Annotated in this window: 20 protein-coding genes; 5 read left to right on the forward strand and 15 right to left on the reverse strand. The window is 36.0% G+C overall.

Annotation, left to right across the window (positions count from 1 at the left end; genetic code table 11):
- Nucleotides 1-190: 190 nt before the first annotated feature.
- Nucleotides 191-1,369 carry a hypothetical protein gene (locus tag GVK91_RS14255; RefSeq protein ID WP_159729556.1) on the forward strand — a complete coding sequence of 393 codons (1,179 nt, stop codon included), beginning with the start codon at nucleotides 191-193 and terminating at the stop codon, nucleotides 1,367-1,369.
- Nucleotides 1,370-1,459: 90 nt separating this feature from the next.
- On the opposite strand, the gene GVK91_RS14260 is transcribed toward GVK91_RS14255, so the two are convergent.
- The 11 genes from GVK91_RS14260 to GVK91_RS14310 form a co-directional block, all read right to left on the reverse strand.
- Nucleotides 1,460-1,906: a nuclear transport factor 2 family protein gene (locus tag GVK91_RS14260; RefSeq protein ID WP_159729558.1), complete on the reverse strand. Its 447-nt coding sequence runs from the start codon at nucleotides 1,904-1,906 to the stop codon at nucleotides 1,460-1,462.
- Between the two features lie 358 nt (nucleotides 1,907-2,264).
- Nucleotides 2,265-3,158: a hypothetical protein gene (locus GVK91_RS14265; RefSeq protein WP_159729560.1), complete on the reverse strand. Its 894-nt coding sequence runs from the start codon at nucleotides 3,156-3,158 to the stop codon at nucleotides 2,265-2,267.
- Nucleotides 3,159-3,343: 185 nt separating this feature from the next.
- Complete coding sequence (locus tag GVK91_RS14270) at nucleotides 3,344-3,979, reverse strand: hypothetical protein (protein ID WP_159729562.1); 636 nt, start codon at nucleotides 3,977-3,979, stop codon at nucleotides 3,344-3,346.
- Nucleotides 3,979-4,464, reverse strand: coding sequence for an RNA polymerase sigma factor (locus GVK91_RS14275; RefSeq protein ID WP_159729564.1), 486 nt, complete (start codon nucleotides 4,462-4,464; stop codon nucleotides 3,979-3,981). Before GVK91_RS14275 ends, GVK91_RS14270 begins: the two co-directional genes overlap by 1 nt.
- A gap of 663 nt (nucleotides 4,465-5,127) precedes the next feature.
- Nucleotides 5,128-5,610, reverse strand: a complete 483-nt coding sequence (locus GVK91_RS14280) for a CPBP family glutamic-type intramembrane protease (RefSeq protein ID WP_159729566.1) — start codon at nucleotides 5,608-5,610, stop codon at nucleotides 5,128-5,130.
- Nucleotides 5,611-6,175: 565 nt separating this feature from the next.
- The gene (locus tag GVK91_RS14285; protein WP_159729568.1) at nucleotides 6,176-6,622 is read right to left on the reverse strand and encodes a nuclear transport factor 2 family protein; all 447 of its coding nucleotides are present in this window, start codon (nucleotides 6,620-6,622) and stop codon (nucleotides 6,176-6,178) included.
- Between the two features lie 151 nt (nucleotides 6,623-6,773).
- A complete protein-coding gene (locus GVK91_RS14290) occupies nucleotides 6,774-7,952 on the reverse strand; it encodes a putative Ig domain-containing protein (RefSeq protein WP_159729570.1) in 1,179 nt (392 codons plus the stop codon).
- A gap of 110 nt (nucleotides 7,953-8,062) precedes the next feature.
- A complete protein-coding gene (locus tag GVK91_RS14295; protein ID WP_075991470.1) occupies nucleotides 8,063-8,398 on the reverse strand; it encodes a hypothetical protein in 336 nt (111 codons plus the stop codon).
- Between the two features lie 196 nt (nucleotides 8,399-8,594).
- Nucleotides 8,595-9,041: a nuclear transport factor 2 family protein gene (locus GVK91_RS14300; RefSeq protein ID WP_159729572.1), complete on the reverse strand. Its 447-nt coding sequence runs from the start codon at nucleotides 9,039-9,041 to the stop codon at nucleotides 8,595-8,597.
- Between the two features lie 657 nt (nucleotides 9,042-9,698).
- Nucleotides 9,699-10,295, reverse strand: a complete 597-nt coding sequence (locus tag GVK91_RS14305) for a DUF6088 family protein (RefSeq protein WP_159729574.1) — start codon at nucleotides 10,293-10,295, stop codon at nucleotides 9,699-9,701.
- A gap of 242 nt (nucleotides 10,296-10,537) precedes the next feature.
- Nucleotides 10,538-10,891 carry a DUF3024 domain-containing protein gene (locus GVK91_RS14310; protein WP_200845620.1) on the reverse strand — a complete coding sequence of 118 codons (354 nt, stop codon included), beginning with the start codon at nucleotides 10,889-10,891 and terminating at the stop codon, nucleotides 10,538-10,540.
- 576 nt (nucleotides 10,892-11,467) lie between these two features.
- Between GVK91_RS14310 and GVK91_RS14315 the strand changes: the two genes are divergently transcribed.
- The 3 genes from GVK91_RS14315 (at nucleotide 11,468) to GVK91_RS14325 (ending at nucleotide 14,288) form a co-directional block, all read left to right on the forward strand.
- On the forward strand, nucleotides 11,468-12,373 hold the full coding sequence (locus tag GVK91_RS14315; protein WP_120335520.1) for an alpha/beta fold hydrolase: 906 nt from the start codon (nucleotides 11,468-11,470) through the stop codon (nucleotides 12,371-12,373).
- Nucleotides 12,374-12,463: 90 nt separating this feature from the next.
- Nucleotides 12,464-13,321: a helix-turn-helix domain-containing protein gene (locus tag GVK91_RS14320; protein WP_159729576.1), complete on the forward strand. Its 858-nt coding sequence runs from the start codon at nucleotides 12,464-12,466 to the stop codon at nucleotides 13,319-13,321.
- A gap of 52 nt (nucleotides 13,322-13,373) precedes the next feature.
- A complete protein-coding gene (locus GVK91_RS14325; RefSeq protein ID WP_200845621.1) occupies nucleotides 13,374-14,288 on the forward strand; it encodes a hypothetical protein in 915 nt (304 codons plus the stop codon).
- 461 nt (nucleotides 14,289-14,749) lie between these two features.
- Here the strand turns inward: GVK91_RS14325 and GVK91_RS14330 are convergent, their stop codons facing one another.
- From GVK91_RS14330 to GVK91_RS14340, 3 genes are all read right to left on the reverse strand, one after another.
- The gene (locus GVK91_RS14330; protein ID WP_159729578.1) at nucleotides 14,750-15,196 is read right to left on the reverse strand and encodes a nuclear transport factor 2 family protein; all 447 of its coding nucleotides are present in this window, start codon (nucleotides 15,194-15,196) and stop codon (nucleotides 14,750-14,752) included.
- A gap of 564 nt (nucleotides 15,197-15,760) precedes the next feature.
- Nucleotides 15,761-16,153 carry a hypothetical protein gene (locus GVK91_RS14335; protein WP_159729580.1) on the reverse strand — a complete coding sequence of 131 codons (393 nt, stop codon included), beginning with the start codon at nucleotides 16,151-16,153 and terminating at the stop codon, nucleotides 15,761-15,763.
- A 667-nt stretch (nucleotides 16,154-16,820) separates the two neighbouring features.
- Complete coding sequence (locus GVK91_RS14340; RefSeq protein WP_159729582.1) at nucleotides 16,821-17,246, reverse strand: hypothetical protein; 426 nt, start codon at nucleotides 17,244-17,246, stop codon at nucleotides 16,821-16,823.
- Between the two features lie 578 nt (nucleotides 17,247-17,824).
- On the opposite strand from GVK91_RS14340, the gene GVK91_RS14345 reads away from it, so the two are divergent.
- The gene (locus tag GVK91_RS14345) at nucleotides 17,825-19,291 is read left to right on the forward strand and encodes a S41 family peptidase (RefSeq protein ID WP_159729584.1); all 1,467 of its coding nucleotides are present in this window, start codon (nucleotides 17,825-17,827) and stop codon (nucleotides 19,289-19,291) included.
- A 193-nt stretch (nucleotides 19,292-19,484) separates the two neighbouring features.
- Here the strand turns inward: GVK91_RS14345 and GVK91_RS14350 are convergent, their stop codons facing one another.
- Nucleotides 19,485-20,237, reverse strand: a complete 753-nt coding sequence (locus tag GVK91_RS14350) for a carboxypeptidase-like regulatory domain-containing protein (RefSeq protein ID WP_159729586.1) — start codon at nucleotides 20,235-20,237, stop codon at nucleotides 19,485-19,487.
- Between the last annotated feature and the right edge of the window lie 36 nt (nucleotides 20,238-20,273).

Consider the following 20,273-nt stretch of genomic DNA (forward strand, 5'->3'; position numbering starts at 1 on the left):
CTTCGAGAACAAAGTTATAGCCGTTAAAATCCTTTTTATTATGGATTTCCGTGATTTCCCAACATAACCCGTGATAACCTTAGTCCGCCGCCAGTTACCTTGAGCTACGATGATATCACGACAGTTTTGAAGCATTAAAACTGATACGGTTTCCCGTATTTTCCCGAAGAACGAATGATTTAATTTTGTAATGATGTTTGAAATTGACCGATATAATAGAGAAGTATTACAAGCCTTTCAGGAAATAAAAGATCAAGAAAAGCTTGCAATGCTGCAACGCGCAACGCGTGCAAATCTGATGAAAGAATGCATGCGGCGCTTGGATAAAGGAGAACTCGATAGAGACCTCGCCGATTTAACTGAAATATTTGGGTCTGATGGCACACGTGAAAATTTGAGAAAAGCAATTAAAAAAGCTGGTTCGGATAGATTCCGCCCTGTACAGGATTTTTTTCAACAGCGCACGAGTAAACCAACCGACAACATCACTACGCTACTAGCCATATTTATTGATTTTGAACCAAGACCATATGACTATTGGAGAGAACTTCGACAAGTTGTGAATAAAGAAGCTGAGAAAGATAAAGACATAATAACAAAAGAAAATAATGATGATCAAGATTCTGTAGAAGAATCCAATACGACCTATCTTAAAGGGGCTTCGGAGGGATTAACTAACGAAATAATCGATAATCATGTCCAAAGACAGCATCTAAATGGTGCCGATATCGATAAAGCTTATAAAGATCCTCCTATATCAGCGGAAAATGGATCTCTGTCAAGCAAAGTTGATGGATCTATCGACGAAACATCCGATATTTTAAAAGATGAGCCTTCTGAATCGGTTGATCTTGGGCTAGCAAATTCTACAGGAACAGATGATCTATCAGGCCCAAACAAGGGAACAAATCAACAGGAAAATAAAATTAAAAAGTTTGGTGTTAGTTTTTTGAAAACGGGTAAGAAACGGAATTTTTTATTGGGGGGCGCTGGTATTTTGACTTGCGTAACGTTAGTAATGCTTATTTCAAACCCAGACAAAGACTGTATGTGCTGGAACGGGGAACAATATATCCAGATAAGTTGTCAGGACAAAACACAGCGTTATCAAGTAATCGGATTAGATCAAAATAAACTAGACAACTTCCAAAAAATCATGAAATTAGACACTGTAAAATTGGAAGACATTGATCATATCTGGTATTCAAAAATTGACAATGAATATGAATTTTTCACAGCACCTGGACGACATCCTGTTGCACAGACAAGATCACTTAAGGCGACTACAAAATATATTTGGGAAACAAAGATTAAGGGGGCATCTGACAATAACCAAAATAGTCGGCTAGGAATCATGGATAAACAATAGAAAGGCTTTTCCCTGTAAAAGTAATTGCTCATAAAAAAGCCACATCTCACGACATGGCTTCACAACATATATATTTGTACGGGATGGCTCCTACTTATAAGAATTGATCGATTTGGATACTTTCCAGTCATTGCCCGCACGCTCCAAAGTAACCAGATCTGTCTTGGTGAAGTTCTCAAATTTTAGAGTCACTTTAGCCACCATATAGTCTGCCGATTCTTCGATGATATCGGTGCTTACTGTACAGTTTAACTTTTCGCCTTTTTGCTTTTTCAAGGATTTAACCACTTCGCTTCGGCTATTAGACTGTGCATTGGTAGCTTGGATCTTTTGGCTGAAATCGTCGGCGAATAACTGCTCTACTCCTGCTGATTCGCCCTCGGTGGTTACCGCAACATAGTGCTCTAAAGCCAAGTCTGCTGTTGATAAGTTAACGTTTGTTTTTGTTGCTTTTGCTCCAGGTCCTTCAGCTGCCATAGCGAATGTTGATACGGCGATTAAAGCTGCTGCTGCGAATGTTTTTACTAGAGTTTTCATACTGTCTTTTTTTATAATGTTAGTTCTGTAGTTCTTATTTGTTGACTCAAAACTACAACACAATAGGCGCCTAGCCTATCGGCTTTAGACCAACGATCGGGAAAACTCGGTGAATGGCGGGAATGGGGAGGTGAGTCTGATTCGTTTCAGATTCGCACTGTGTTCGGAGCATCAACAGATATCGTACTGACAGCAAACAGATCCTCCCTTTCCAAAAAGTGCAGTCCTTGACCTCCTATCGGCCATCGGTGATTTTACCATTAGTTATGTTACTGCACAAATCGGTGATTTTGAGAATTTTTATTTCTATTGAGGGTCGTAAAAAAGGTATATGGCGAGCCCATGTGGTCATTCATTATTAATAAACAACAAGTCCTGTAGACTTTCTGTATTTGTATTGAATATTAGGTTCTTTTAATTTTATGATTAAGTTATCATCATCATCGCTTATATCAATTCCTTTCTCTCCCAGATATCCGTAACCATTAATCATATTTTGCCAAAGTGGCGCGGTTAAGTCTCTTGGTCTTTTTGTAGGAAAGCATTTTACGATAAGGTTCCCTGACTCATTGTAAAGTACTATCATTCTGTTTTCCTCAAAATAATATGCTGTAATTGATTTCATCAAGAAATCTTCAGGTATTTTTGTGTCTTGCAAAAGCGGAGCTCCTGTACTTTTATAAAAGCTCAAAAACCAGGCCCCATTATAGCAGTAAAATGTTTTGTATGATAGGTTCATGTATGAAATAAACTTGTAATCTAAATTTGAAACATCGATCCCTACGCTAACCAATTTTTCACTGTGAGGATATACTATTGAATAAAATGCTGGCATAGGACTTCCTGTAGGTCCGCTTGAATTTAATTTTTCTAAAAACATGAGAGCAGCGATATCACTAGGTTTGGATCTGCCGTCAACTGCAAATCCTATTTGGCCTATTTTATCAATGAATTTTGAATCAATTTTAAACTTAGTCATTAAAAACAATTTTCCCGAAGCATCAATATATGCTACCAAAACATCAGTTCCTCTCAAAGCCCCAATAGTTTTGTATTTCTGATTCAGTGTTCTACCTTCTGCGAAATGCTGGTAGTTTTGCAATTCAGAAATGGCAGAAATATATTTGTCACGGATATCCGTCCCAGTCTTAACTTCTTGAATTGGTTTTTCAGTCTCCCCAGTTCCATCACTCTTACTACAGCCAGCAATAGCCAGAGAAGCAGCTAATACAAATGGAATAAATCTTTTCATAATGTATATCTAATCTATTAACACAACTTAAGGAAAAGATTCAAATCCTCCAAACTTTCATACTTTTAGAACAGTTGGAAAGTACAAGTTTATTGCTTTGTTCAGCAAATTCAAATGTTCATGTTTCATGAACATAAGGTAAAAATTGAACGATTCAGGACTTCTAAAACCAATATTATTTTTTTCTAATCGTCTATAGCTTTTGTATGAAAGTTCTCCAGTTCAGCTATATGACACCGCAGGTCTACTAACATATCTTTATGAGGTTTAGCATATTTTTTATAAGTATAGATATACGAAACACAGAAAATTACTCCGAGGATAACAAATCTAAAAAATACTGCTGTATTGAAAATTGACGCTAGGTTAAAAGTTTCAATATTTTTGATTGAAAGTGCAGCTGTCAATAAGAGGCAGATCGTAAGTCCAGTTAAGTTATAGTAGTTCAAATAATCCGAGAGGAGCCGCTGTATATTCTTGAAACGATCAATTAATGGCAAATCTGTTTCATAATTTTGATGAATATTTTTTCGCAATATATAGGCCATACATATCAATCCCCCCTCGACCACTATGCCAAATAGGAAGTAATAGCTCCAAAATGCACTGTCATAGAAATACAGGATAATACCGATGCACAGGATGACAATCACTGATCCGTAGCGCATATTCTTTTTCAAATTCTCATCTATTAAATCAAGCAAACCTGCCGATTTTTGTAGCGATATTTTCTCAATAGCTTCCTGAGACAAAAGTATTGCATTCGCCTGAGCTTCATCTCGATATTGTTGCATCCTATATTTAAGTTGATCTAGTTCCATTACGATAGCTGTTTGCTTAGTTGTTTTAATTTTGTTTTGATCCGCGATATTTTTACCGCTACGTGATTAGCAGTCATGCCCAGTGTTTCTGCAATTTCATTATAACTATAGTCTTCGAGATATAGTGTTACCAAGGCCTTTTCTACTTTTGTCAATCTGCTTATTGCCTGATACATAAGCAGTATATCTTCATCCTCCCGATAGGTGATCTCGCAATAACTTTCTTGGCTATATTGTAGTTCGGCGAGCGTATACCTATTGCCTCGTTTGATATATGTGATCGCCGTATTCAATCCGACTCGATATAGCCATGTCTGAAACTTGGCATCCCCCCTGAAGCTTTTGAATGATTTCCATGCCTGTAATACGATTTCTTGAAATAAATCTTCCCTATCGGCTTTATTGTCTAGGTACATACAGCAGATGCGGTGTATGATAGCCTGATTAGAAGTCGCTAAAGTAATAAAGTCTTTTTCGATACTCATATCCTACGAGGATGTCTTATTTGTTATTGCTTTACTTGTTAGTCTCCAAAAAGAGAAAAACATTACAACTTATATAAAAAAAGTGATATAGCGTTCATGACAAAACCGTTAACTCTTTTCTCCAATTACCTGCTTTCCAATGCTGCCTATACTTGCTTATAATTAAATTTTTGATTATTTTTATTAATAAAACTTTAAAAAATGAAATATTTCTTAATAATACTTGCTTTATTGTGGTTTATCAGTTACATAGTAGCGGTCGTTCAAATAGCTAAATCAAAAGAGAGAATATCTTTTTTGAGTATTATACTAATGTTTCTGTTTCCTTTTTTATGGGTGTTTTTTGCAACACAACTTTATCATATAGAAGAAATATCGAAGACCAAGAAAAAGAAATATATTTAAGCGTTCGTTATAACTTCTACTGTAAGTGTCCCAAAAAATCCAACAGCTTAAAACTGGTACATAAATGTTTAGATTTAAGTAATAAGATGAAATATTTATAGGAAAAAGTTGCCAATTCAAAAGATCATGGAATCAATCTTATGAAAATCAATGTACTGTCTGATGCTTTGAATTGTATATTTTTAATGATATTAAAGTCTTTATTAAATGCTCGAACCACTACAGAAGGATAAAGCACAAGATAGAAAGCCTGAAAAATTATATAAAATACTTATTTAAGAATACCATTAAATTGATAATAGCATGTAAGAATATAGTATGCCAAAGACCAGTCCCCTTCTTCTTAAACTCCGTGATGAAAAAGAAAAAAACAAAAACTATTCCCATAAGGAAACTTAAAATAAAATAATATAAACTATACATATGAGTCAAAGCAAAAGTAAGGGCAGAAATTAAAGCCATCAATAATTTCCTTTGTTTAAAAAAAGTATATGTAGACAGGAGTTTTATAGGAATAAATTGGAATAATAATGTCTCAAAAAAAGGACCTAAAATTATTGCATATAGGAAAATTTTTAAAATCCCTTGGCCACGAACCACTTCGTTTGACACAAACGCTAACTTGAGCACGTCAATGAGAACTAAATTACACAAAACATCAATAATCACATAAGCAATTATCATCACAACATATAAATAAGTTACAGGTAACTTCAATAATCGATTTATATATTTCGGCATCTATAATATTTTTTTCATAAGGAGAACGGCGTCTCCTTATCTAATACTAGGGTCTAGCTCCTCCGTAGTGACCAAAAGATGTGGAATTCCAGCCCGGCTCAGGATTATTCATACTATATCCAATAGAGTCTACAATAAGATCTGCAACTTTAGTTTAAAAAAAAGTCGCCAATAAATCTTCCACCATCGATTGTCGACATTTCATTAACACTCAAGTCTTGAGCATCAAAACTTTTCAAATCTAATTTATTCATTTTTTTTAAACTTTGAATTTACTCCAATAAAACTATTTAGAAATGACTATTGTTCTTACAATACAAAACGGCTACAAGCTACCTTTTGAAAGAAAGGTTCAACATAAAATTGGCGTCGTACAGTGAAAATCCAATAGTCTTTAAAAACATTGGATGACGAAACAAAAAAGAGGAAACGATAAGAAACATAAAAATTACTGTACAAATAAACGCTAAGAGAAAGGGTCTGATGAGAATCAGTCCCTTTTGACGTAAAAAAGCCATATCTCACGACATGGCTTCACAACATATATATTTGTAAGGGATGGCTCCTATTTATAAGAATTGATCGATTTGGATACTTTCCAGTCATTGCCCGCACGCTCCAAAGTAACTAGATCTGTTTTGGTGAAGTTCTCAAATTTCAACGTGACTTTAGCTACCATATAGTCTGCCGATTCTTCTAAGATGTCTGTGCTTACTACACAATTCAGCTTTTCTCCGTTTTGTTTCTTCAAAGATTTAACCACTTCGCTACGGCTGTTAGACTGCACATTGGTTGCTTGGATCTTTTGATTAAAATCAGCCGCAAATAACTGCTCTACGCCTGCAGATTCACCTTCTGTCGTCACTGCAACATAATGCTCAAGGGCAAAGTCTGCTGTAGAAAGGTTAACGTTTGCTTTTGCTGATTTGGAACCTGGTCCTTCAGCAGCCATAGTGAAAGTTGATACGGCGATTAAAGCAGCTGCTACGAATGTTTTTACTAGAGTTTTCATAATGTCTTTTTTTATTGTGTTAGTCTTTAGTTCTTATTTGTTGACTCAAAACTACAACACAATAGGCCCCTAGCCTGTGGGCTTTAGACCAACGATCAAGAAAACTCGGTAAATGGCGGGAATGGGGAGGTGAAAAGTCTTATAGCAGTATTTACTTTTTTACGGTTATAATAATCTTATCGTCTGCCATATTTGAATATCGGTCTCTTGCTGAAAAAGTGAGTTCAAAATCCCCCTCGACAGTTGGCAGCCCAGATAATTTCATTTGTTCTCTATCAAAATGCAGCCAATTAAATTGGTTTTGGTTAATACTGTACACCAACCGTTCATCATCTATATCTTTAAAATAATTTTTTGGGACGGATATCTCGAATTTCTTTCCTATTTGAACTGTTGTATCAGAAAGAGAATTATAGACAAAAGGCTTAAACAGTTTTGAAGTATTAACCCAATATATATCAGATTCGGTTACTCCCCTTTCTCCAATTTGCAATCGAGTAAAAAACAGGAACTTATTATCAATAGTTACAAATGGTCTTCTGTCCCAATCTTTTGAATTTATTGTTGAATGAACAATTTGCGGCACAATCCAATTATTGTGTATATCGCGGTAACTGATATATAGATCAACTTTACTTTCATCGTTTGTATATCTACAAAAAATTATGTAATCCTCTTTTGGAGAAATAAATACACTTTCCTCATCATTTGGGGAGGCAAATTCCGGTATGATATCTGCGCTTGGATGCGCATTACCCACGAGCTTTGAATAGAATAAATCAGCGTTGTGGCAATTTTCCTTTCCCTCGCAATTTCTGTTGGATGAAAAATAGATTGTACCGTCATAAGTCATGCAGGCGTTTGCTTCCCTACTTGCCGAATTTATTGGAGCTTGTATCATATTTGGAATCCCCCACTCACCTTTAACTTTCTCAAGTATCCAAATATCTGTGGAGGCGTTGTCCTTTCCAGCATTACTTTGACTAAAAAGTAAGGATGTACCATTAGGTGAAAAATAGGGTAAATAGACACACTTATTTCTTAATGGTTCGAAAGCTACAGGTTTAGTCCACTTTTTGTTGATTTTTTTAGCATGAAATATCGCTCCACTGAAATCTTCTTTATCGAGTATTCCAAATGCTAATTCCCCGCCATTAGGTGTAAATGAAATACCATGTTCCAGTCGGCCTTTTACTGAAATGGTACCTGGGGCAAAAACAATAGGGATAGAATCAGGGTAGGTTTGCCCAAAATAATCTACCGAATCTGTAATCGATTTACAACCAATTAATAGAAAGATTAGAATAAGAGGAATGATTATTTTAGTCATATATCTGAATTTACGAATGCTCAGGAATCATGCCCAACCAATATATTCCATTATCTTTATGTACTCGCATCGTAGCATATTTTCTTCTTCTTATAAATACAGGTACATTTTTATTTCCGTTTTATTGCGGGTGGCAGCTCTTCGTAATAATCTTTTATATAACGACTAAATGGGTCTCCTGTAAGACCGATACTATATTCAAATAAATCAAAATCAAATGTGAAAGAAACTTCCTTATCCAGAAAAACCTTATTCTTCTGGTAGAGCTCTTCGTCTATAAAATAACTGACATCTTTAAACAAGAAGGTTTCAGTAGTCACTTGATCCTGAAAAAGTTCATAAAATTTTTCATAAGGAATATGAGAGACATTTAAATAGCCAAAAACGTAATCGGCTCCTTTTAAAACAATTTGTAAATAAAGTTTATAATAATACTTTTCGGTCATAATTAATATATCCTTGTGGCAATACTCACTTCATAAAGAAAACTCATCATCACTCATGAATACTTAAAGTTAACCAAAAAGTCTGTCTTATACTTGAGCAAAAGAAAAAAGCCAGATCTCGCGACCTGGCCTTAATAAACATATGATTCACTAGTGGTTTGTCTTTTGTTAACGGCAAACCACTAGTTATTGGATACTATTTATACGAATTGATTGATTTGGAAACCTTCCAGTCATTGCCCACACGCTCCAAAGTAACGAAATCAGTCTTGGTGAAATTCTCAAATTTCAAAGTCACTTTAGCCACCATATAGTCTGCCGATTCCTCGATGATAGCTGTGCTTACTGTACAGTTTAGCTTTTCACCTTTTTGTTTTTTCAAAGATTTAACTACTTCGCTACGGCTATTAGACTGCGCATTGGAAGCTTGGATCTTTTGATTGAAATCTTCGGTGAATAATTGTTCTACTCCTGCTGATTCTCCCTCTGTGGTTACCGCAACATAGTGCTCTAGAGTGAAATCTGCTGTAGAAAGGTTAACGTTTGTTTTTGTTGCTTTTGCTCCAGGTCCTTCAGCTGCCATAGTAAATGTTGATACTGCGATTAGGGCTGCTGCTGCGAATGTTTTTACTAATGCTTTCATAATGTCTTTATTTTATTGTGTTAGTTCTGTTGTTCTTATTTGTTGACTCAAAACTACAACACAATACGCTCCTAGCCTATCGGCTTTAGACCAACGATCAGGAAAACTCGGTGAGTGGTGGGAATGAGGAGGTGAATGTTATCGTTCGAAATATCGCTTCAATTGATGCTGTGCAAAATAAATATCCATTCTTATTGGAACAACTTTAGGAAAATTATTGATCAGGGTTAATCAAGGGCATTAGTGGTTAAATTAAAAAAACCGTACCGTGGAAAAATTCGCTATTGTCAGATAGGATCTAACACCATGAATAGGTGTTTTAAATGGACTATTAGTCTTATACACCTAACATCATTTTGTAAAAATCATAATATAGTTTACCTCCTGCAATATCCCCCAATTCTTCAGCCATTTGAATGTTCAATTCTACATTCACATACAAATCTTCTTCAACCGCCCTTCTTTCAAGAAAAAGAACGACATTAAAGATGGAAGATAAAAAGGATTTATCATTTTGAGCACACTTAAAAAGTAGATTCTCATATCCAGATTCCAATACAACAATGGCCCCATTCTGGTAATCCCATTATACTGCTTAGTTGGTCTAGGACAAGATTCTTTTGTTTCGTGTTAAGATTTAGCCACATAATTTTAAGATCAGTGAAGATTTTCGATTGCTTTTTGAATCCATACTGGCGCATATTTCAATTGGGAATCAATGACTTGCTTATCAACTTTTTTAACGGAAGTTTTTATGGTATCTAAGAATTCTTTGGTAATATTTCTTTGCCCCTTTTCCTTAAATGCCTGCACAATCAGATGTAATAATTCATCTTTTATGGCAAAGCTTTTTGGAACTGTCCTTTTAAATTTTATACTGCGATTACCAATCTTGACTTCACGCTGTGAACCATCGGTAAGATAAACTGCTTTTAATGGTATTTGAGTAGTCAGTCCTAATAAATAAGAGGCCATCACACCTGTAGCAGAGATGCGAGCTTTGTCCCGTTTTGCGATTTCCTTAGCAATTTCTTCGATATTGGGATAAATAATTCCTAACAAAGGGTCCCGGTTAGGTTTTAAATAAATACCCTGCGCTAATCGAACTAATAGATTATCTTTCTCCAATCGCGACAGTACTTTACGGACATTATCCGATGAACCAAATTGAGAAAAATCTTCAGCGAAAAAAAAAGCTCCTCTATATGACTTTAAAACCTTCGTTCTAATTTGATTAACAACACTTTCCAACACTATAAAGAATTTAATTTGTCACAAATTTAGTCAAAATTTGTGACAAAAAGATTTATTATCAAAAGGCATCATATAGATTGACTTAGGTAAGAGAAAAATCTAGCTTGCTATCTGTATCCTTGACCTCATCTGTATTCCCGACGGGAACAATATGGACTTCATTAATATCTAATTCTGACATACGCTATTAATTACAATTCATTATACTTTCTAGCAATACCTTTGGCTTTTTCGACCGGATATCATCCGAAAAAACATCCATATCCATCATGATCGATTTCATCCAACAATAATTGCAGATTAGTACACTCGGGTTTCGGTTCATAAGCCTCCCATTTGCCCGATCCTCGCATCCAATAGAGTTTCCAAATTTTAGATGCTTTCACAAAGCGAAGCTTTGCAAACGGTAATTCTACAATATTCGTTGGGTCATTCCATTGTGGTCTAATTTCAAACAGTAAAGCGGTTTTCCCATCCCACGAATAACCAAAATCCAATTTTTTGCGCACTTCTGCATCTTTTGGTCTTTTGGAATCTATAAAGCTTTTCAACTGAATTTCAATCATTGAAATAAGTTCTTTTTTATCCATCATCATTACAAATTTAAATTTATCGGCTTATTTTTCCATCTCATACCAATGATCTAACATACTTTGCTGAACTAAAATTTTTATTTGCGCTTATTTATAGTTCTTTTTTGTAAACAAACGGCTGATACTCCGATACAATTTTATCGATTAACTCATCAGTACACGATGGATTGATGAGATCAAAATTAGCATAGCGTTTCCCTAAAATTCTTTGATAATCTTCGGCACACTTGTTTTCTTTAACTATTCCCATACTGAAACCAGCCCTTTCATTACATACTTTACTTCATCTGGTCTCCTGCAGTATGCGACCATTTTCAAAGTTATCATTATCGCCGAATCGAAATACAATGATACCTAAAAAGCCACATCTCTCGACGTGACCTTAATAAATAGATGATTTACGAGATCAGCCTTGGTAAAAACTTCAAATTTCAACATTACTTTTGATTCGAGGTTATTATCCTCAAATTCTTTATTAGGGAAAAAAGTACAATACATATCCACCATTATCCATTCCATTCAAACCAAGCTGATTATACCTTTGTATCATAACTTTTAAACAATTTAAACATTAAAAAAATGAAAACAATTATTGCAACAATCAGCTTAGTGATGACTTTATTGAGCACTTCTATTTTTGCTCAAGGGAAAAGAGTACCAGCTTCTGCCGGAAGAGCAGAATACATCGAAGTAGAAAAGGGAGTAAAGCTCCATGTAACCGACCTTGGCGAAGGTAAACCTATCGTATTGATTCACGGTTGGCCATTGAGCGATGAAATGTACGAATACCAATACCAATATCTATCCCGCAGAGGATTCAGAGTGATTGGAATTACACTTCGTGGTTTTGGAAAATCAGATAAACCTTACGGAAAATATGATTTTGATGTTTTTTCCGATGATATAAAAGTGGTTCTGGAAAAACTGGACATACAAAATGCTACGCTTGGAGGGTTTTCGCTCGGTGGCGCAGTGGTGCTGCATTATGTAACAAAATATAACTCCGCCCATATAAGCAAGCTAGCGCTGTTTGGGGCGGCAGCACCATCGTGGAAACAGCGGGAAGGTTTTCCTGACGGATTGCCGAATGAAGTGGTACAAGGATTGATAAACGCAACCAAAACACAAAGAGAGGATCTAATCGCAAGTTTCGGTGCAGGCTTCGTGGCGAAAGAGGGCAATATCTCTAAAAACGTAGAAAAATGGTTGGAGAATATCAACTTGCAGGCCTCTCCTTATGCCATGACAGAATCGATCACCGCACTCCGCGATTTGGACCTACGCCCCCAGCTTTCAAAAATCAATATTCCTGTAACCATCTTTCAGGGAGTGTATGATAAAAACTGTCCGCTTGTTTGGGCCGAACAATTACAGAAAGGCATAAAAAATGCAACGCTTATCCGCTTTGAAAACAGCGGTCATGCCTTATTTGTCGAAGAAATGGAAAAATTCAATACTGAGCTGGAGAAATTTGCAAAATCATGATGAATTGCAAAACAGGAGAGCAAGAATATTATGTTCTCCTGTTTCTATTTGAACTGAGATTTGTATTTTTAACCCCATTAGTTTACCAATATGGCAAGTGAAAAAGTATTTCGAAACGACCTAAAAACCATAGGACTTATATCGTTGCATGAAGAAAATGTCGATTCCATTAATGGCGCGGGTTATAAACAATACATAAAAGTACTGCTTCTTTCAATGGGAACTGAGTTACAGGTTGATCTTACTGAATATTCCGTAAAACAGCCCTCCCTGTTCTTTATAAGCCCCAATCAGCATCTGCATATAAAGAAGCTCGGACAAGAAGAGGGACACTTCATTTTTTACAACCGCAACTTTTATTGTATCCAGATACATGATGAGGAAGTAGCCTGTAACGGATTGCTGTTCAGCAACATCTACAATATGCCGATGGTGGAATTGGACAGTGGCGAAATTCCTTTCTTTAGCTATATTTTCGGACAGATGACGGATGAGTTCGGATTGAACGATACCTCGCGGGAAGAGATGCTTCGTACCTATCTCAAACAATTGTTCATCAAATCTGCACGATTGTGGAAAAAGCAAAATCTCGATAAAGAACTTACTGAACAGAACAGCGACCTGGAGTTTTTCAGGAAGTTTACCTTGTTGGTTGACGAACATTATAAAGAAAAGCACCATGTTGCCGATTATGCCGAGCTGCTGTTTATGGCTCCAAAAACGATTAGCCATAAATTTAAAAGGCTCAATCTGCCACAGCCTAATGATGTGATAAAGAACAGAATTCTGTTAGAAGCAAAACGGCTGCTGGTACATACCAATCTGACGGCAAAAGAGGTTGGCTATGAACTGGGATATGAAGATCCAGCATACTTCAGCAGGCTATTTGTGCAGAAATCAGGTGAAACGCCATCAGCATTCCGGGCAAAATTTCTTGCCATAAATTAAATTCAGTCTTTTTTGTAAATTCAGTCTTTTTTGCTCCAAAACAAAATTCAATATGATAAGCAGATTTTTTACTTACTTATTTTTTTCTCTTATTATCCCGATGGCTCTTCGCGCACAAAGTCCAGAAAGCCGGTCCTTGTCAGCATTGGCGGAACGAATACAACCGGCACCGGACGAAGTTTTTAACAAATTTCGCGAAGCAGGTTTGCAGCCAGTGGATCATGTACTGACAGCCAAAGAAAAAGACAAGGTCGCAAAGGCTTTTAACATGCTGTCGCCGCTACATAGTAAAATTCTGAAACAACATCTGCACAGTATAAGTTTCATGGATAATATGCCCAACACGGCACTTACATCCCCGGTTGAAACAGCCGATTCAACCCAAAAATTCAACATCACTTTTCGTGCAGAGATTATTAATGAAACTGTTTCCCAATGGGCCACATGGAAGGAGAATTCATACTACACATTTCCTGAAGACAGCGGACTGAAGGTAACGATAGATGCCGGCGAGCTGGACGCTATGGTGTACGTATTGCTTCACGAGGCAACGCATGTAGTGGATGCGGTGCTGGCTCTTACACCTCACTCCTTCGAAAGTGATACAGTTGCGGCACCTACAGCATTTACCCGGGGTATCTGGCATGCCGCGAATGTGCGCGAGAAAGCGTTCATTAGCCCTTTGCTGGCAACCGCACGCTTCCGGAGCGGAAAGCAGGTGTCAGTTTCTGATGCACCTAAAATTTACAAAGAGCTTCAAAAAACACCCTTCGCGTCACTTTACAGTACAGCTGCATGGTTTGAAGACCTCGCTGAGCTAGTGGCTATCTATCATTTGACAGCAAAGCTAAACCAGCCGTTTCGGGTATCCGTAAAACAGAACAGCAAAGAAATCATGAGTTTTGAACCGATGAAAAGTAAGCTGGTAAAAAAGAGGCTGGAGCAGCTGAAGGTATTTTATGATTAGCGGTCCTTCATGATTAATCCCGAGTTGTAAGCTCTGGTTGATAATCAAAGGATGTTTCAAATGTTTACTAGTACAACCTGTACTTCACTAAGAGCGTAAGCTTTTTGAATTAAAACTGCAGTTAGTAAAAAATTATAAAACTATTTTGAACTGGCTATTGTTCTTATAATACAAAACGGCTACAAGCTACCTTTCGAAAGAAAGGTTCAACATAAAAATTGGCGTCGTACAGTGAAAATCCAATAGTCTTTAAAAACATTGGATGACGAAACAAAAAAGAGGAAACGATAGGAAACATAAAAATTACTGTACAAGTAAACGCTAAGAGAAAGGGTCTGATGAGAATCAGGCCCTTTTGACATAAAAAAGCCAGATCTCGCGACCTGGCCTTTAAACTAAACTTAAACATATGATTCACTAGTGCTCTACCTATAGCTTCGCAGAGCAATAGTTCTTGAGATTTATTTATATGAATTAATTGATTTGGATACTTTCCAGTCATTAGCCACACGCTCCAAGGTAACTAAGTCCGTTTTGGTGAAATTTTCAAATTTTAGAGTCACTTTAGCTACCATATAATCTGCAGATTCTTCGAGGACATCAATGCTTACTGTGCAGTCTAGTTTTTCGCCTTTTTGTTTTTTTAAGTATTTAACTACTTCGCTACGGCTGTTAGATTGCGTATTGGATGCTTGGATCTTTTGATTAAAATCAGCTGCAAATAACTGCTCTACACCTGCTGATTCGCCCTCAGTCGTTACCGCAACATAATGATCCAAAGCCAAGTCTGCTGTGGAAAGGTTAACGTTTGCTTTTGTTGCTTTTGCTCCAGGTCCTTCAGCTGCCATAGCGAATGTAGATACTGCGATTAAAGCTGCTGCTGCAAATGTTTTTACTAGCGTTCTCATAATGTCTTTATTTTATTGTGTTAGTTCTGTTGTTCTTATTTGTTGACTCAAAACTACAACACAATACGCTCCTAGCCTATCGGCTTTAGACCAACGCTCAGGAAAACTCGGTGAATGGCGGAAATAGAGAGGTGAGCCTGCTTCGTATCAGATTCGTACCACGTTCGGATCAACTACAGATATTGTACAGACACCCAACAGACCTTGTCCAGTCTCTGAACAGGGAAAAACTGGTCAGAGACTAGTCAACAATAGAACCCTCCCCGACCTAATCCGAATGCTGTACGAAGTAGGTACGAACAAGACCCCTATAAAAGTTATTTAAACTCATCCCGAATAATAGATTTTCATAATTGCTAAAATCAGAATTTTATATTTTACAACATGGACAAACAGAACCCACTAACCACAATAATCCAGGCCGAACTATAGTAATCGGTAAATGTTGAACGAATGAGCCCAGCATTCTCTTTACAAAATTGCAGGTCTAAATAAAATCACTAATTGTTGGGGAATCAAATTATAAGCTTTCGCCATAGCTGAGTTATAGAAAACTAGCCGTTTTCAATCATCCTGACTTTCAATCAAATCTCTAATGCTATTTGACCGGTCAATTATTTTTAGCCAATTCTCTTTTGCAAATTCCTCTTTCATGGTAAATATCCTGTTATAAAAAAATTCTTTTGTTTGAGAAAATGTCCATCGGACTCCAGCATCTTTGAAGTGAATTTTGTACTTTGACCTTAAGCCAGTTCGAGATAAAAAATCCGTACTTCTAGTTTTATGGGTTGCTATATAAATTGTGCCATCGGAACTTACGAATCTTTTATTTAGGATGTATTTATCAAAAAAATCATCATCACTTGAATGATAGTAACCATCAAACATCAAAAGCTCCGTGATCAACTCTAAATTCCACTCAATAAAATCTATTTGTATAATAGGAAATTCCATCATTAGCTTCCCTTGTATCTCTATATTCGATTAAAGTTATCAAAAAAATCACTCCAATAAAACTATTTCAAATCGACAGTTGTTCTTACTATACAAAACGGCTACAAGCTACCTTTCGAAAGAAAGGTTCAACATAAAAATTGGCGTCGTACAGTGAAAATCCAATAGTCTTTAAAAACATTGGATGACGAAACAAAAAAGAGGAAACGATAGGAAACATAAAAATTACTGTACAGATAAACGCTAAGAGAAAGGGTCTGATGAGAATCAGACCCTTTTGACATTAAAAACCAAATTCATAAAATCTTTATATTTTTCACAAAAAATAATTTGTCATTTTTTTAGCATCGATTTTATTATCATGCAAATATTGGAAAAAGCAAAAGGGAAAACCATTGCCCAAAAATCTCTATTATTCTGATACTTCTGAACAAATACAAACAGATCCCCGCCATTTATCTGCCAAAGCAGGAGCATTAAAAAGATATAGGCAATCAGAAAAGATAGTATATACCTAACATATTCTTTCAGCGAGCGTACCAGCCTGTTAAATAGAAAGACAAACGATATAATGATAAAAAACGTAGCTCCCTGAAGAATAAAATATTGAAAAAAAAGATTAACTTGATATGCTTTAACTAGATTTTGATGGTAACATAATTTCTCCTATTTAATCCGATATCTTCCAATCAGCCTTTTCATAAAAAAAATCACAGGTATCATCTAAAACAATATTGATCTTATTTCCAATTTTTTTTATTTCTAGCTCATTTGAGACCGTCCCACCTGAATTGCTTAAAACTAATACTGTTCTAAAAAACTCATATTCTATACGATATTCTCCATTTCCCCAGTAAGAACTTCTATATTTATTTTCATCAAGCAAAGTAAGCATATCATCGCTTTTCGGTAAATCCCCCATAGCGGGACATTCGTAATATTTAAAATAATATTTCCCTATAATCATCGAATGAGTAATTAACCGTGAATATACGATTGCCAAAACCAATAAAAATACAATAAATAAGAATGGCCAATTTTTAGTTTTTTTCACTCTTAAACCGACATTGTACTGATGATCATTATTAAGTTGCATAAATTAAAGCATGTTAATATTGTCGATTATTGCTCACAGTACCTATAGTTTTTTTGATCAGAAAGCCTGTTTAGATATAATCTTCTTTCGCCATAATAGCTATCAATCCGGTTAATTACAGCGATTGGAGAGTCAATAACCAGCCTGCTATAGATGGTATCATTCCGTACGAAATTATTCGTATCATTAAACACAAGGATATCCTGTAGGTCACTATTATCGCCACAATTTTTCCAAATGGAATTTGTTAAACTCTTGTTTTTGCAAGAAAAAAGCAAAAAGCACGGTCCCAAAATAACAAGGAGAAATTTTAGTCTCATCGTAAAACTGATTTGCATAATATGTACTCTAGCAATAATACATAATTTTCTCCGGACCAAGCGATCTAAAGCGTGTAATTCCTTTACTCATGATCATTATCGAACGACTATGTCCACTTCCGAACAGTTACCATATTAACCCATTATCATTTTACACTTAAAATCAACATGTTACGAAAACGGATCGACTATTGAACATCGTATATCGTTAAAACGAAATAAAACTATACATCAAATAACCTAACATTTATAGTCATTATGAAAGTCATTAAAAACTTCTTTTTTTGGTTTATGCTATGCAATTCCTTTTTACTCTCTATCAATAAGGTACGAGGAGGATCTCAATGCGATTGCCATGCTGAATTTACATGGATCAAGAACACTTTCGAAAAAAACGACGCAGGGTTTGCGTACATCTTGAAAGAAAAAGGGCAAAAAGCATACGACCTCCATACCGAAGAAATAATGAATATGGCTAAGACAGCCAAAAACAAAGCTGACTGTATGAATCTGATTTATAGATGGTTTAAATTCTTTAGGAAGGGACATCTTGGAATTGTTGATTTAAAAGAGGAACCTAAACCCGCACAAATCGTTGAAGCAGATGAAAATAGAATCAAAAAGCATGAAAGATTAACCTTAAAGGAAAACGAGCTCAATCGTCTGCTTGATAAACAAGCCGAACCATCACCTATTGGTATATGGGAAAGCGCTCCTTACAAAGTTGGTATAGTTCCCAGCGATAGCGGTTATACTGGAGTTGTGCTGGATGCTCCAGGAACTCCTTGGAATAAAGGTAAGGTAAAATTCAAGCTATATAAGAATGGAGAAAACTACCGAGCAACAATCTGGCTGAGGAATTTTTCTGCTAGAGAGAATCTATCGGTTGAATTTATCGGAAATAATATTATCCATATCGATGGTATGGCTTTTTTTGTACGCAAGTCCAAAGCATTTCAAGATACACCACTTGTCAAAAGTTATATAAGCTATTTATATTCCAATGGCCCTTATTTTGAACAAATTTCAGACAAAGCAGTATATGTACGTATACCAAGTTTCGATATGTCTAATAAAAGATCTATCGACAGCGTTCTTCGTGTAAACCATGAAAAAATTATTCACACACCAAATCTGATCATAGACCTAAGGAACAATGGCGGAGGATCTGATGATGCATATTCTTCACTGGTTCCCTATCTATATACTAATCCTATCAGAACTGTAGGTTTAGAATTGCTTTCCACAGAGTTGAACAACGCTGCATTGCTGACGCTCTCTAAGGATACGTTATATGATGAAAGATCAAGGAAAGAATTTAAGGAGATCTATGACAAGCTGAATTTAAATCTTGGTAAATACGTTCGGGTTAAAGAAAATATGATCTCTATCGATAGCATGGATCAAATTCTCCCGTTCCCGCAAAAGGTAGCCATATTGATAAACGAATATTGTGGAAGTACAACTGAACAGTTTTTGCTCGAGGCAAAACAAAGCGCAAAGGTTAAACTTTATGGAAAAAGCACTTATGGCTCTCTGGATATATCAAATATGCACCATGTAGATTCGCCAAGTGGTGAATTTCAGCTGTGGTATTGCAGGTCGAAAAGCTACCGGATCCCAGAAATGGCAATAGACAATGTGGGCCTACAGCCAGATTATTACCTCGATCCTTCAATATCCCAAAAAGATTGGGTTGGATTTGTACTGGAAAACTTAAAATGATTGTCTATGTCTGAGATTTTAGATTCACTAGTGTTTATTGTCTGACTGATCTAGGCAGATTACTAATTAGCGTATTTCATAAAACACACAATGTATTGAAAAGCTTCTTACAATCCTGCGCCGGGGCATCTGTCGTCGGTGCGGGACTTGTTACTGTAGGATTTATATATGCAAATGCTTAATGGGGCGAAGTTTAAGGCTCGATATATTCATGGTAACTTTTTTTGATGTACAGGATAATATCATAGTCGGACATGTATTTCGCGGCGTCAATATTCGGACGGTACAACTGCATGAAAGTTTGTAGAGAATCACATTTAAGGCCCGTCAAATTTTGAACCTTACGCTTAGAAAAGGTATTATCAAGATACTGCTCTTCTTCTTCCTTTATCAATTTCTGTTGGAGCTTGGATTGAGGGGTACGATTTTTCCCTAACATAGAAATAACAGAAAGCACATCAACACTAATCAGCGAGGCGGTACTATTGCTAGCTTGATTAGGGTGTCTCGGGACATTTGAAGAATAATTTTTGCTGATGAAAATGTCTTTAAATTTGGGTTTGCTATAATTGAAAGTCTTGGCAAATTCTTCCCGAAACTTTAAGGAATCAGCCTTATAACTTCTTAAAGAATTGATCTTGACTTCATCCAACAAAATTGTTGTTTGCTTCATATATATGACCAAATTATCAAGATTGCTATTATCAACGATATATTTTTCCTCGCGATATCCGATTGAAGAAAAGGTGATTGTATCTCCAAGCTTAATGCCTGACAATATAAAATTGCCATAGCTATCGGAATAGGTGCTGCGTGAAGCTACTTTGATCGAAACACCTATAAGAATTTCACCCGAATACTTATCTTTAATCGTGCCTTTCAGATCTTGTGCAGAAGATAAGTTTGTGATAAAGAGCAATAGCAACAACAACCATAGTCTACTCATTTTCAATTAGTTTTACAATAAAAATATTATAAAACC

The organism is Sphingobacterium sp. 18053, assembly GCF_902706145.1.
Taxonomy (GTDB): domain Bacteria; phylum Bacteroidota; class Bacteroidia; order Sphingobacteriales; family Sphingobacteriaceae; genus Sphingobacterium; species Sphingobacterium paramultivorum.

Coding starts and splice junctions, on each gene's coding strand:
- GVK91_RS14255 (WP_159729556.1), top strand. CDS start 191: ATGATGTTTGAAATTGACCGATATAATAGAGAAGTATTACAAGCCTTT.
- GVK91_RS14260 (WP_159729558.1), bottom strand. CDS start 1,906: ATGAAAACTCTAGTAAAAACATTCGCAGCAGCAGCTTTAATCGCCGTA.
- GVK91_RS14265 (WP_159729560.1), bottom strand. CDS start 3,158: ATGAAAAGATTTATTCCATTTGTATTAGCTGCTTCTCTGGCTATTGCT.
- GVK91_RS14270 (WP_159729562.1), bottom strand. CDS start 3,979: ATGGAACTAGATCAACTTAAATATAGGATGCAACAATATCGAGATGAA.
- GVK91_RS14275 (WP_159729564.1), bottom strand. CDS start 4,464: ATGAGTATCGAAAAAGACTTTATTACTTTAGCGACTTCTAATCAGGCT.
- GVK91_RS14280 (WP_159729566.1), bottom strand. CDS start 5,610: ATGCCGAAATATATAAATCGATTATTGAAGTTACCTGTAACTTATTTA.
- GVK91_RS14285 (WP_159729568.1), bottom strand. CDS start 6,622: ATGAAAACTCTAGTAAAAACATTCGTAGCAGCTGCTTTAATCGCCGTA.
- GVK91_RS14290 (WP_159729570.1), bottom strand. CDS start 7,952: ATGACTAAAATAATCATTCCTCTTATTCTAATCTTTCTATTAATTGGT.
- GVK91_RS14295 (WP_075991470.1), bottom strand. CDS start 8,398: ATGACCGAAAAGTATTATTATAAACTTTATTTACAAATTGTTTTAAAA.
- GVK91_RS14300 (WP_159729572.1), bottom strand. CDS start 9,041: ATGAAAGCATTAGTAAAAACATTCGCAGCAGCAGCCCTAATCGCAGTA.
- GVK91_RS14310 (WP_200845620.1), bottom strand. CDS start 10,891: ATGATGATGGATAAAAAAGAACTTATTTCAATGATTGAAATTCAGTTG.
- GVK91_RS14315 (WP_120335520.1), top strand. CDS start 11,468: ATGAAAACAATTATTGCAACAATCAGCTTAGTGATGACTTTATTGAGC.
- GVK91_RS14320 (WP_159729576.1), top strand. CDS start 12,464: ATGGCAAGTGAAAAAGTATTTCGAAACGACCTAAAAACCATAGGACTT.
- GVK91_RS14325 (WP_200845621.1), top strand. CDS start 13,374: ATGATAAGCAGATTTTTTACTTACTTATTTTTTTCTCTTATTATCCCG.
- GVK91_RS14330 (WP_159729578.1), bottom strand. CDS start 15,196: ATGAGAACGCTAGTAAAAACATTTGCAGCAGCAGCTTTAATCGCAGTA.
- GVK91_RS14335 (WP_159729580.1), bottom strand. CDS start 16,153: ATGATGGAATTTCCTATTATACAAATAGATTTTATTGAGTGGAATTTA.
- GVK91_RS14340 (WP_159729582.1), bottom strand. CDS start 17,246: ATGCAACTTAATAATGATCATCAGTACAATGTCGGTTTAAGAGTGAAA.
- GVK91_RS14345 (WP_159729584.1), top strand. CDS start 17,825: ATGAAAGTCATTAAAAACTTCTTTTTTTGGTTTATGCTATGCAATTCC.
- GVK91_RS14350 (WP_159729586.1), bottom strand. CDS start 20,237: ATGAGTAGACTATGGTTGTTGTTGCTATTGCTCTTTATCACAAACTTA.